At 47.5% G+C, this 13,444-nt stretch carries 9 protein-coding genes; 2 read left to right on the top strand and 7 right to left on the bottom strand.

Going from position 1 to position 13,444, the window contains the following annotated elements:
* Nucleotides 1-207 precede the first annotated feature (207 nt).
* Entirely contained in the window at nucleotides 208-444 is a 237-nt protein-coding gene (locus tag GPL15_RS24020; protein WP_215701216.1) for a hypothetical protein, read from the bottom strand.
* 110 nt (nucleotides 445-554) lie between these two features.
* Here GPL15_RS24020 and GPL15_RS24025 point away from each other — a divergent pair, with 110 nt between their 5' ends.
* Both GPL15_RS24025 and GPL15_RS24030 read left to right on the top strand, forming a co-directional pair.
* A complete protein-coding gene (locus GPL15_RS24025; protein WP_215701217.1) occupies nucleotides 555-1,523 on the top strand; it encodes a LysR family transcriptional regulator in 969 nt (322 codons plus the stop codon).
* Between the two features lie 155 nt (nucleotides 1,524-1,678).
* Nucleotides 1,679-3,205, top strand: a complete 1,527-nt coding sequence (locus tag GPL15_RS24030; protein WP_215701218.1) for an FAD-dependent oxidoreductase — start codon at nucleotides 1,679-1,681, stop codon at nucleotides 3,203-3,205.
* Nucleotides 3,206-3,227: 22 nt separating this feature from the next.
* Here GPL15_RS24030 and GPL15_RS24035 read toward each other — a convergent pair whose 3' ends face one another.
* The 6 genes from GPL15_RS24035 to GPL15_RS24060 form a co-directional block, all read right to left on the bottom strand.
* On the bottom strand, nucleotides 3,228-4,910 hold the full coding sequence (locus GPL15_RS24035) for a carbon starvation protein A (protein WP_215701219.1): 1,683 nt from the start codon (nucleotides 4,908-4,910) through the stop codon (nucleotides 3,228-3,230).
* A gap of 239 nt (nucleotides 4,911-5,149) precedes the next feature.
* Nucleotides 5,150-7,564, bottom strand: a complete 2,415-nt coding sequence (locus tag GPL15_RS24040; RefSeq protein WP_215701220.1) for an ATP-binding protein — start codon at nucleotides 7,562-7,564, stop codon at nucleotides 5,150-5,152.
* 441 nt (nucleotides 7,565-8,005) lie between these two features.
* Entirely contained in the window at nucleotides 8,006-9,769 is a 1,764-nt protein-coding gene (gene ade / locus GPL15_RS24045) for an adenine deaminase (RefSeq protein WP_215701221.1), read from the bottom strand.
* 11 nt (nucleotides 9,770-9,780) lie between these two features.
* Entirely contained in the window at nucleotides 9,781-11,142 is a 1,362-nt protein-coding gene (locus tag GPL15_RS24050; RefSeq protein WP_215701222.1) for an NCS2 family permease, read from the bottom strand.
* Between the two features lie 193 nt (nucleotides 11,143-11,335).
* Nucleotides 11,336-12,094: a GntR family transcriptional regulator gene (locus GPL15_RS24055; protein ID WP_215701223.1), complete on the bottom strand. Its 759-nt coding sequence runs from the start codon at nucleotides 12,092-12,094 to the stop codon at nucleotides 11,336-11,338.
* Nucleotides 12,095-12,155: 61 nt separating this feature from the next.
* Complete coding sequence (locus tag GPL15_RS24060; protein WP_215701224.1) at nucleotides 12,156-13,070, bottom strand: DUF3795 domain-containing protein; 915 nt, start codon at nucleotides 13,068-13,070, stop codon at nucleotides 12,156-12,158.
* Nucleotides 13,071-13,444: the final 374 nt, after the last annotated feature.

A 13,444-nucleotide genomic window follows, 5' to 3' on the forward strand; every position in this document is an offset into this window, starting at 1 on the left:
GAAAGCATTTTCAAAAATGCCTTGACCTTTTACTGTTAATCCCCACGTCAGTTACGTAAAATCTTTATTTATCCTTTATCAGACCAGTACACAGCCATGAATCCTGGGAATGGGGACGGGCGGGGGCAGAGGCCTGCTTGGATGGTTGGCGCCGGGCGGAGCGGAATCCGTTGGCGATGAAAGCCGTCTGGAAACCGTTAGTGAAAGTTAGGCTCCAGGGATGAAAAAAGACGGGCAGAAACTGAAAACCAAATCAGTTTCTGAGATGCCCACTGAACGGTAAAGTCCCATAAAGAGTTTACCGTGAATGGGCATCGGACCGTCTTTTTTTATCCCTGGAGCCTTAGTTTCACTTACGGTTGGAAGCCGGTTTTCATCGCCAACGGATTCCGCTCCGCCCGGCGCCAACCATCCAAGCAGGCCTCCGCCCCCGCCCGTCCCCATTCCCAGGATTCATGGCGTTACTTTGGCCAATCAATGAAATAAAGATTTTTCCTTGTCAAGCTCCCCCGTCAGTGTTATCTTTGTATTAGGTTAGAAGCGGGGGAATTCATATGGATTTAAAGCAAATTGAAACGGTTTTAGCAGTGGCGGAAACTTTAAGCTTTTCGGACGCTGCCTGGAAAGTCAATTTTTCACCTTCCAGCGTATCCAAACAGGTTTTTGCAGTGGAAAATGAACTGGGGATTAAGATATTCGAGCGGAAGGCACGTTCTAAAGTTACGCTCACAAAAGCGGGAAGTTCTGTAATCCCTTATTTAAGGCGGATTGCAGACGCCTATAACCGGTTAAACCTGCACGTCTCTTCTGTACTCAATGACCAGGACAATTCTTTTATTGTATCCTGTCCCAATGGCTTCAGCACCCTTGGGGAAGACAGGTGGATCAGCGATTACTGCCGCTGCTATCCTGAAGTACAGCTTCACCAGATCTTTGCCGATCAGAAGGCAGCCATTAGCATGTTGAGCACGGGCAGAATTGATGCTGCTTTCAACATGGCTTCGGAGAACATCCTGGATGATTACGCAGAATATTTAAAGCATTCCATTTACTTATCGAATCTCCTTCCGGAGGACAAACTGGGGATTATTCCACTGGAAAAAAAGCACCTCATGATCGCCATATCCGAACATCACCCTGCCATCAGGGACAACAGAGTAGACCTTTCGGACTTAAAGAATGAAAAGTTCTTTTTCCGCTGTTTTCGTGAAAGCATGGAAGAAGATGATAAAATCCAGTGCTTTATCAATGCCTGCCGCAGTGAAAACTTCCAGCCGGACATCAAATTCATCTCCGAAATGCGCAATACCATCGTTTTCAATATGGTGGCATCCGGGCAGGGAATCGCGCCTCTCATGCACCGCCCGGATTTCACGTATCCAGGGGTGAAAGTTTTGCCTCTGACCAAAGAATACTATACATTCACAACCGTTGTTTATTACCTGAAAAACAACCGTTCAACAGCCCTGAATAAATTTATAAACAGTCTTAAAAAATGGCTGGAAACTCATCCGGCCGATTGATCATTTCCAAAATGGAAACATAACTATCATTTTTGATTTGTTTCGTATTTGTCCCTTTGATAAGATAAGGACGTAGGTGGGATTGCCTATGTCTTTTCTTTTTTTAATTATTTTTTATTCATGGAATTATCTTATCAATGACAGGAGGATTAACTATGCAGACTATTATAAAACATCTTTACTGTGACGTTGCAATTATTGGAGGAGGGGCCGGTGGATGTTCTGCCGCTGTAACGGCGTCAAAAAGAGGGCTCCAGACCATTCTTTTGGATAAAGGCGTCAGCCTTGGCGGACTCGCCACCAATGGATATGTGCCCCAGGTTGCCGGAATGATAGAGGGAAACTGTAAAGATTTTGTAGAACGGCTTGAAAAAAATGGATATCTCATGAGAAAAAGCGGCGACGATGACCATAACCCGACCTTTGATCCGGAATTTTCCAAGTTTATCCTGGAACAAATGGTGATGGAAAACGGCGGCCGGATCATTTACGATGCCACTTGCATGGATGTAGAACTGGATGGAGAATCCATTAAATCCGCTGTGTTTTATACCAAAGGCGGCTGGATGGCAGTCCATGCCCCATACTTTATTGACGCCACCGGCGATGCTGACGTGGCTTATCTGGCCGGAGTTCCTTACCAGACAGGCGGCGCTGATTTTGCCGGACTGAATATGTCCACTACCATGGGAACACGATGGGCAGGCTATAACGCTCCCGCGTATGAACTGGCAGATGAAAAATGGAAAGAAGAACAGATCGGGAACGGAACAGATCCAAAAAAAGTGAAACCCCTGATTTTCAGCCTGGAAGAAAAGGCCATAGAAGCCGGAGAATTATCCCGCCATGTGGCAAATCCATGGAAAGGGATTTTCCAGGTGCAGATTCCCAATACCACCCGGGAACATATGGAATTCTGCACATTTTCATTCCACAGTTATTATACCCATAACACGGATGTGGAGGATATTACCCGCCAGATATTAGAACAGCACAATTTAATCAACCAATATGAACATTTTCTCAGAAACTATGTGCCGGGATTTGAACAGGTACATCTGATCGGCCAGGGTTCGCTGCCGGGCGTCAGGGATTCCCGGCGGATTTTCGGCGAATATATGCTGAAGGCCTCAGACGTGGCCTGTGGAACCAAATTTGAAGATGGAATCGCACGTTTTCCGGAAATGTTCGACACCCACCATCCAACCAACCCGGAAGCCGTGTTCCAGCGCCATATCCATATCCCGGCTCCCAGCGGTTCCGCCGTATGCAGGGAAGCCTGCTGCAGCGCCGCCATGCATCCCTTCGGACGTCCGGCCGGAGTAGAAGCCCGTTCCAATCCGCGGGATTACTGCGAAATTCCTTACCGGAGCCTGATTCCAAAAGGAATTGACAATCTCTTAGTCGTAGGACGCTGCTGCTCCGCTGAGTTCCATGCCAACGGAGCCATGCGCATCATTGGACCGGCCATGGGCACCGGGCAGGCCGCAGCCGTAGCCGTCCATACAGCAAAAATTTCCGGCGTAAAACCCCGTGAAATTGACGGTAAGTTAATACGCCGGAAACTGATTGATGAAGAAGGTGTGGAACTGGATCATTTCCCAGGCGGATGGTGGGAAAAGCTGAGGGATAAAGAAGGTGAGCTGGTAGTTAATTCAGGTGACGCGGTCAGCATCATCTAAATCTCCCAGACATTCCATCTCCCTATGCGGCAGCCTCTTCTTTGCTCACCAGCTTGCGGATTCCTTCAAATGCCACAATCACGCCTAAGATCAAAAGAAGGACAGCAAATACCAGCTGCAGCGCATTGCCGAACACAAACTGTCCCGACAAAGCAGTTACCAGATCTTTGATTTTCAGGGTCAATGCGGTAAATGTCACCCCAAGCATGATCACCATTGGCCCCCAAAGCATGAAGCCCTGGCGTTTGGTCTTCTTTAAGAATACGGCACAGGCGATGAGCGCAAGGGCTGACAAAAGCTGGTTGGCTGAACCGAACAATGGCCAGATGCTGGCATAACCGGCACGTGAAAGCGCATAGCAGAGGATCAGGGTTAATATGGTCGCAAAATATTTGTTCGTGAGCAATTTATTCAGCGGGCCCGCCTGCTCCGGCGCTATGCTGTCATCCGTAAAAAATTCCTGGAAAGCAATTCTGCCCACACGGGCTACGGAATCCAGGCTGGTCAGCGCAAATGCTGAGATGGAAAGCGTAATCAATGTATAACATACGCTTTCCGGAAGCCCCAGGCTGGTTAAAAATATAGAAATTGCCTTGGCAAACAACTGGGGAGGAGTCCCTTTCGGAAGGCCCTCACTGGTTGCTACAAAACCGGCGGCAATCAGGGCTGTAATCGCTAAAAGGCTCTCCAAAAGCATGGCGCCGAAAGAAACCGGCAGCATATTCTTTTCATTTTTAATCTGTTTGGAAGCGGTTCCGGAAGCGACCAAAGAGTGGAAACCGGAAACTGCGCCGCAGGCGATGGTGACAAATAATGCCGGGAACAGGTAAGAGATGCTTCCATCTGCGCCCACAATCGTAAAAGATGTGAAAGACGGCAGATTCATGGAAGGATTGTATACACAGATTCCCAAAACAGCTCCCAGGATCATTGCGATCAGCAGATAACTGTTCAGATAATCACGGGGCTGCAAAAGCGCCCAAACAGGAGTTACACACGCAATAATCACATAGATGAATACAAAAATCAGCCAGGTTCCCTGAGGAATATAAACAGGAAGGGCCAGACCTGCAGCTACCGCAGCTACCAGAAGCCCGATTGCAACAAGGGTATTCACCAGCGTACCGCATCTGGTGTATTTCAGGAAAAATCCCAGACAAACGGCAAACAGAATGAATAAAAGGGAAGTAGTTGCCACTGATCCATTGGCAGCGATTGCAGCCCCCTCTGCGTCAAACCCGTTAAAGGTCCCGGCTACGATATCGGCAAATGCCGCTACAACCAGGATGGAAAACAGCCAGGTAAACAAAAGAAACAGCCGTTTCCCGAGCTTTCCGATATAGAGTTCAATGATGTAACCGATGGAACGGCCTTTATTCTTAACAGACGCATACATAGCGGAAAAATCCTGAACCGCACCGAAGAACACGCCGCCTAAAAGAATCCAGAGCATGACAGGAAGCCAGCCGAACATCGCAGCCTGTATCGGTCCGTTGATCGGGCCTGCTCCTGCGATGGATGCGAACTGATGTCCGAACACCACATTGGTATCCGCAGGAACATAATCCACCCCGTCCTGCATTTCGAAAGCCGGTGTCTTCGCTTGAGGGTCAATTCCCCACTTCTTTACCAAGTATCTGCCGTAAATCAAATAGGCGCCGCCTAAAACCACTACAGCTAAAATCATCATAGATAAACCATTCATAACTGCCACTCCTTTATGTAATAAAATTGAGATCAAGAAAAAGGTATCATTGGGAAAAGAAAAATCTCTGCATCTTTCGGGATGCAGAGACGAATTCCATCCACAGACGGCTGGAATTGCATTTTCTCAGTACCATTTTTCTTTGTTAACAATCTATCACTTCACCTCAAAGAAGTCAATGATTGGTTTATAAATATTTTATACCAAATTTATATATTTTTTATAACTACAGGTTATACCTATTTTTTCAGTGATTCTTCATTGTAATAAAAACCGCTGTCTTTCCGGTTCTTCCGTTTCCATAACATGCACTGTGCCAGGGTTTTTCTCAGTTTTTCCATATCGATGGGTTTGGATATATGACCGTTCATACCGGACATCTTGGTCTTCTTCACATCCTCAGTAAATGCGTCGGCTGTCAGCGCAATAATCGGAAGCTCCCCGATCCTCTCCTTTTTTGAACTGCGTATCCTCTCTGTGGCTTCATAACCATCCATGACCGGCATCTGTACATCCATAAATACAAGGTCATAATACAGAGCAGGGTGAATCAATATCATTTCCACCGCTTCCCTGCCGTTTGACGCTGATTCCACCTGCGTTCCCAGAATTTCAAGCATCTCTTCTGCGATCTGCCGGTTCAATTCATTATCCTCTGCCAAGAGTATCCGCATACCGCTGAAATCTTCCGCAGGTTCCATTTCCTCTATTTTCCGTTCTATCCCCTTACTGTCTGTTTTCATCAGAAAAACAGTGATCGTGAAACAGGATCCCCTGCCGTATTCGCTTTCTACCTGGATTTCGCCTCCCATCATGCGGATCAGGTTATTGACAATCGTAAGGCCCAGACCGGTTCCCGCCGTTTTACTGGTTCTGGAATCGTCCGCCCTGCTGAATGGCTCGAAAATGTGTTTGATAAATTCTTTTTTCATGCCGATTCCCGTGTCTTCTATGATGAAGCGGTAAGTGCCCATCTCATTCTCAGCCTCTTCCAGCTCTGAGAGCCTGAGGCTGATACTGCCCTCCCGCTCTGTATATTTGGAGGCATTTTCCAGCACATTGACAAGAACCTGTCTCAGTTTCTGCTCATCCCCGAGGACCAGGGAGTGGATTTCCTCCTCAATCTCAACGGAAAGCTTCTGATCCCGGTCCCGGATGCCGGGCTGCACCATGGAAACCACATCCTCCAGCAGGTTGTGAAGATCAAACTCATGTTCCTCCAGCTCCGTCTTACCGCTTTCGATTTTGCTCACATCCAGCACTTCATTAATGAGCCCTAATAGATGGGCGCCGGAGATTTCTATCTTTTCTAAATATTCTTCCAGTCTCTCCGGCTCCCTCAAATGAAGCCGTGCAAGGGCGGTAAATCCCATAACTGCGTTCATAGGCGTCCTGATATCATGGCTCATCCTGGATAAAAACTCTCCCTTAGCGCGGCTGGCCGCTTCCGCTTTCTCCAGCGCTTCCTCCAGAATCTCCTTGGCTTTTCTCTCTTTCTCCAGGTTTTCCTCCTGTTTACGGCGCTCCTCGTCGATATTTTTAGTCATGGTGATCTGCAGGACATCGTCCGTATAGGGGCTGTTCACCCTGACAACCTGGGTGGAATTCCAATGATATTGTCCGTCGTCCCCCATCTGCCGCAGCTCCATCACCACATTCTGCACTCCTTTTTCAAATGCGTCCAGCAGATTCTGTCTTGAAAATTTCTCCAGAAATTCTTCCCGGAAAGCGGGATCTACCGATGCGGCCCCCACCTGGATCAGATCGTCAAAATTCCCCTGTTCCGGCGCCCGTTTTGTATCAAACCGCTCATATTCCATCATATAATATGTATTCTTTGTTAAATTTACGGAAATCAGCATCTGAAAGGCCACTCTCGCCGCTGTAGCCAATTGGCTGATCTCTAAACTGCGGTTCTGCTCCAGCAGGTATTCGTCCTCAATATCCTGGTATACCAGCACACACCAGCAGTCGTCTGAAAACGCATCCAGCCGCGCCGCGGTAAACTCCACCATATGATAAATGCCGTTGTCCGTCAGCCTCCGCATTCTTTTACAAATCCGGGTTTTTCCTTCACTGAAAATCCTGAGCATGGCTTCTCTGGAAAAATAAGAGTTAAAAGCTTCCAGATCATCGGGATGAACAGTCAGCCCGGCGTATCTCCGATTCTCACGGTCAAATTCCCCCTGCCCCGGAATTTCGGTCCACATCATGTCCTTTTGACAGTTCACATAGTAATCCCCCGTCAAATTGACAATGATGCATTCATCAAACACCGTAACAAGGCTTGAAGTATACAGCCTCTCGATCTGCTCATGATCCTGACGCTCCTCGTAATCGCATTTATGAGGTATTGCGATTACAGCCACAGCCGGAATCCGGTCCCCCCACATTATCTCATTTGTTATGATATCCGTTGTTTTTCCGAAATCCGTATTATAAGTGATTGTATGGCCATACCCTTCTCCGTCCGGAAACGAGCCGCTGACGCCAATCGCCTTCCATACCATGCCGCAGTCCATACCGATTTCCGCTTCAGGGCAGACAGCCTTCATCCGTCCATTGAAATATAAAAGGGTCTTCTCTCCTTTATCCACAATACAGATCCCGGTTTCCTGTAAGGAATCCAGCATTGCCGTCAGTTTTTTTTCCATCTCTTATCCTCCCATGCGCTCATTCTCACGGCCCTGTTCTTCCCATGGAGTTGCCGCGGGCACATCCTTTACATCCACAGGCAGTATCCGCTTTTAGAAATGGAAGGCATCCTTCTGTGAATGTTGAATATCATTTATTATATTATAGCTAATATTGTCTGATATTTCCACTTACAAATATGTTTATCAAATATAATATAACATTTAAGACGGCTTTCCTTATGATCTTTCCCGCCGTCTGAACTGCTGAATTATGATGAGGATGAAGTATCATATGTCAAAAAGGGCCGTCATACTAAAAATAGTATTTCAGCCCTTTCTTCATGTCTGATAGGTCTCTCATAAAATCATAGAAAAAGTTCTGCCGCGCCGGTGATTATAAAATCACAGGTGCGGCAGCCTCTCATCCGTTTAAAATCATTCCGTCTGGACATCAGCCCTTCAGTCTATCTCCAATTCCGTCAATTTATGTTCCAGCACATCCACCAGCCCCAGATCAGTCAGCCCCAGTTCCGGTACGGTCGGAAGGGAAATAAAACTGAGGGACATAAACGGCGCGTCCATTCCGCATCCCAGCTTTTTCGCATCTTCGTTCAGGATATCCAGTTGCGCCATCACCTCTTCAGCTGTTTTTTCACTCATCAGCCCGCCTACAGGAAGCTCCATGCTGTTCTGGATCCGTCCGTCACAGGCTACGGCCAAACCGCCGTTCAGCCTTGCCACCTCGTTGACGGCATTTGCCATGTCTTCGTCATTGGTTCCAACCACCACGATATTGTGATGGTCATGTGACATGGAATAGGCCAATGCGCCCTTGGTCAGCGTAAAGCCATGGACGAAGCCGATCCCCACATTTCCATTCTTTCCATACCTCTCCACAACAGCCAGTTTGAGCAGATCCCTGGAAAGATCCGGCATAATATAACCGTCTTCTACCGGCAAAACCGCTTTCATGCGGTTATTGATGATCTGTCTTGGTATCATATCAATCGCCTGAACTTTGGTGGTCAGCCCCTTTCTTTTAGATTTCACACGGAACGAAGCAGGTGTAATCTCCTTTTTTAAAGTGACCGTATGCTTAATCCACTCCGGATAGTCGCCAACCCGGCACTCTTCCAGAAGTTTTCCATTTCTGGCCACAATCTTGCCTTCGAAAATTACGGTTTCCGGCTTCACCTCCCTGATGTCATTCACCAGCAGAATATCCGCCAGCCGTCCCGGCGTTATGCTTCCCAGTTCGTCTTCCAGACGGAAATGCTTTGCCGCATTCACCGTGGCCATCTGTATGGCATCCATAGGATCCATTCCAAGTTCAATGGCCCGGCTCACATTGTAGTTAATGTGGCCTTCCGTCTGAATCTCCCTGGCATGTTTATCATCCGTACAGAACATGAGATTATCGGTGCGCATATGTTCTTTTACAATTCCTTTTACCAGTTCATCCACGTTGCGCTCGCTGCTCCCTTCCCGGATCAGCACTTTCATGCCCACCTTCAGCCGTTCTTTCATCTCCTGAACACACACACACTCATGGTCATCTGAAATACCGGAAGAAGCGTAGACGTTAAGCTGCTGTCCCAGGCGTCCAATGGCATGGCCGTTGACAATTTTTCTTCTGGCCAGCGTATCCGCTATCTTCTGGATATACTCCTCCCTCACGAACAGGATTTTAGACGGGTCCAGCTCGCCAAGGCTTATGCTCTCCGGCCAGTCCATAATTTCAGCCACTTCTTTAGCCCCCAATATAGCCCCGGTGGTTTCCAGTCCCGGAGCGGTCGGCACCCTGGAAGATACCTCGATCAGCATCCGGTAAGGCAGACGGTTCATGGACTGGAGCATGGCGTTGAGCCCGTCGGCCCCCGCCACATTGGCGATTTCCATCAGGTCCGCACACAGGGTAGTGGTTCCCTGGGGAACGACTACGGAGGCCAGCGCTTCCGGAGACAGCATGGTGGATTCAAAATGCATATGGGCATCAATCAGTCCCGGCAGCGCATATTTTCCACTGCAGTCCAGAACCTGACCCGCCTCCAGCCCTGCGTCCGGATCTATGGAAATGACCCTTTTATCCTTAATATAAATATCCGTTTCATAAATCTCTCCGGAAAATACATTAACCAGCTTCACATTGGAAAGCTTCAAATCACACGGATACTTCCCCAGACCTGTTTCAATCGTATTCTTTATCTCTTCAAATGTCCTCATTTCCTCTCCTCCTATAAAATGATATCAAGCGCCAGATATATCACAAATATGGCCGTCAGTACCCACACCGTCTTAGTGATCTTCCCTGTTTTTCCCGCCGCAATCTGTCCAATGGTATATCCGATCAGTCCGAATAAAATGCCATAAGCGATATTATATGAAAACGGCATAAATGCGACCGTCATAAACACAGGCAGAGCGATGGATACATCATCCAGCGGAAGATTTCTAAGAGGCTCTATCATAAAAATTCCCACCATAACCAGTGCAGGCGCTGTAGCCACCGCCGGTATCATCAGAAACACCGGTGATAAAAACAGGGTCAGTATAAATAAAATTCCGGTGACGCAGGCTGTTAATCCGGTTCTTCCGCCTTCACTGATTCCTGTTGCGCTCTCCGCTCCATAGATCGTAACCGTGTTGGTGCCTAAAACTGCTCCTATGGCCGCGCCGCCTGCTGACACGAACAGCGCTTTTCCAGCGCATGGAATGCTGCCGTCTTTATCCACTAAGCCGGCCTTAGACGCCACGCCTAACAACACTCCGATGCTGTCGAACAAATCCACAAACAGAAAGCTGATGATGGCGAAAATCACGCCCAATATCATAGCCGGAGAGCCGTCAAACATCCCTTTCAGCGTCAGTTTCCCAAAGGTTGGGGCCAAAGCCGTTACCGGATTATCAAAAGATAGAATCCTTTCCGGCAGCACCGTATAGGCAGCCCCTGTAACCGGATCCTTTATGAATATCCCCAACACCGTAATTATCATAATACCGATTAAAATTGCCCCTTTAACCCGCTTTATCACCAAAACCGCTGTCAAAAAGATGCCGAACAGCGCCAGAAGCGCCCCCGGATTTGCCAGATCCCCCAGTGTGAGCAGGGTATCCGGTGATGCCGCGATGATTCCCGCCTGTTTCAAACCTGTAAACGCGATGAAAAAGCCAATGCCGGCGCCTACCGAATGTTTAATGCAGTCCGGCATGGCATCCACGATTTTCTGCTGAACCTTTATGATGCTCAACAGCATAAAAGTCACTCCCGAGATCGCCACACACGCCAGCGCATTCTGCCACGGAAGCCCTAAAGTGTTGCATACGTAATAGGTAAAATATGCATTTAACCCCATGGCCGGAGCCAGCGCAAACGGCAGGTTCGCCCATAATCCGATCCAGACACATGCAATCGCCGAAGCAAGAGCCGTCGCCCAGAAAAGCGCTTTCGTATCCATCCCCGTTGCAGAAAGTATACTCGGATTCACAGCCACAATGTAAACACAGGTTAAAAATGTGGTGGTTCCCGCCAATATCTCCGTTCTCAGATCCGTCCCCCGGTCCGTAAGATGAAAATAAGTATCCAGCTTATGTTTCATTTCATTCTCCTCCTAATATTGTTAGTATGATAATATGGTATTACCTTTTAAAATTTTAAAAAATAAAAGCACCTCACCGCACTTTAATCTTTCCTTCCTTTATCTTTCCTACTTTTATCTCCGGCCCATTCCTTCGATCCGGCATCCTCTGCTCCGCAAAAGCGTCTGGCTGCCGGATCATCATATCCATGGTTTAATTCTCATATACGTTCTTAACTCTCAGCAGACTGAACTTGATATATCTGGTATCATAAAATTCCGTATCATAAATAATGGGCCGGTTTTCCTGATTATAGTTCACACCATGAAATACAAGGGCGCTGCTGCACTCCATGAGCCTGCCCGGTTTTGCGAACCGGCACATCGTCTCCCTGTCCATGGTTTCCATTCTGATCTTATCCCGGACCACGAAATTCCCCGCGCACTGCCGGATAATATCAAACGTTGATGTGGTCTTTACCGCCTCTTCACTCAGGCTGTCCCCCACAAGAGAACAGGCAAAACGGTCAATGCTGATGATGGCCGGATGACCATCGGCCATATAGACCTTCTCTACCACATAAATCTCTTCTCCCTGGTCCAGCTCCAGAATCTGCCTGGTTTCCTCATCCGCCTCTTTCCGCTCCATAGAGATCACCTGGAAAGACGCCTGATAGCCGCAAAGTTCCACCAAACGGCAGAACTCCTCTCCCGGCATCAAATTAACCTGGATCTTAACCGCTTCCGGATTGATGAAGGTCCCCCTTCCATGAATCCGTAATATCATCCCCTCCTTTTCCAGTTCATCCAGAGCCCGCCTGATGGTCACTCTGCTGACTCCTAATTTAGCGGAAATCTCATTCTCTGAAGGAAGCTTCATATTCCCCTTCAGATCCACATTCCTTATGTACTGATAAAGATAGTTTTTAACAGAGTTGCTCAAATTCGCTTTCACCATTGGATGAACTTCCATATATTCACGCTCCTAACAAGGTATTACCATATCACCATTCTACTCCAGATATCCCTCTCTGTCAATCATTTGCGTTGCTGACATTCAATATTCCGCACAGAAACGGTTCTCCCTCCTCAGCCATCCAGTCATAATCTCCGGTCAGCTTCTCCTTATAATGATAGAAACGTCCCTCAGCTTCTCCCTTTCTCAAAGCTTCTATCAGCGCTTCTTCCCCGTATTCTTTAATCAGACCCGTAAAAACCCTGATCCGCGGCTTCTTCAACATCCCGTAATCACAGGGATATTCGCTGCACTCCCAGCAGCCTGCCAGCCCCTTCTCACGGCAGCACCGGAAAGCCTTGCACCAGTCTTTGTTCGTGCAGCCTGCATTCCTGCATCCGGCGCACTCCCCATTCCCACTGCAGACGCAGCAGGCCAGGCCGCAGTAAGCCAGCCCCTTGCTCTCGTCAAAAAATGCCTGCTTCCTCCTCTCATAATATCCCATGCCAGGACGGAAAGTTTCTGACGGCACAAATCCATACCGTTCCAATACATTCACCCTCATGGGAGTATTGGAGACTTTTATGTTGAGGCTGTCAGCTTTAAAATCGCTGATCAGATTCAAAATAGTGAGTTTAATTAATTCTTCTATATTAGATTCCGTCTCAAATTCGTCAGCCAGGTCAATCCGCAGAACTCCCCCTTCTCCGCCGAATATCTCCAGGGTGCCGACGGCGCGCTCCGTTCCCTTGGAAATAACAGAAAAACGGACATAACGCTGTTCTTCATACTCTTTCAGCCAGAAACCGATACACTCCTCCATCTCTTCCAATGTTGTATAATGAAAATCACTGGTACAATTATCTCCGTTGGCTCTTTTTGCTGCGGCCGGACTGGAATAGCATCTCAATAAGTCTTCCGCATCCGAACGCTTAACAAGCCTCAATTTAAAACTCTCAGTTTCATACTCCGGACATGTTTTATATGGATTCATATGGCTGTCTCCTATCTATTATTATTTGACCCTTAAAACTTCTGTTCTTATTATAACACAGCAGAGCCGAAATAGCAAACATATGTTCGTATAAATATTATCATTTTCCCATTCTTGGCCGAGTAGACGCATCCAGCTCATTGAATCCGCCTGCGGCGAGGGGCCGGATGCCTGCGACCACTATATTTTCGTACGGTCCGCACAGTAAATGCGCAGGCCTATCTGGACTGCTACCCAGCAATAACAAAAAGTAAAAAAGTTTTTGAAAAAGTATTGACATTTGGCTGCACTTGTTTTATATTAATATCAGTAACAATTACTATTATTAATAAATCAAAACATCATATAGAAGAAAAGGAGAAACGAATTATGAA

This window comes from Clostridium sp. MCC353, assembly GCF_018785315.1.
GTDB lineage: Bacteria > Bacillota > Clostridia > Lachnospirales > Lachnospiraceae > CHH4-2.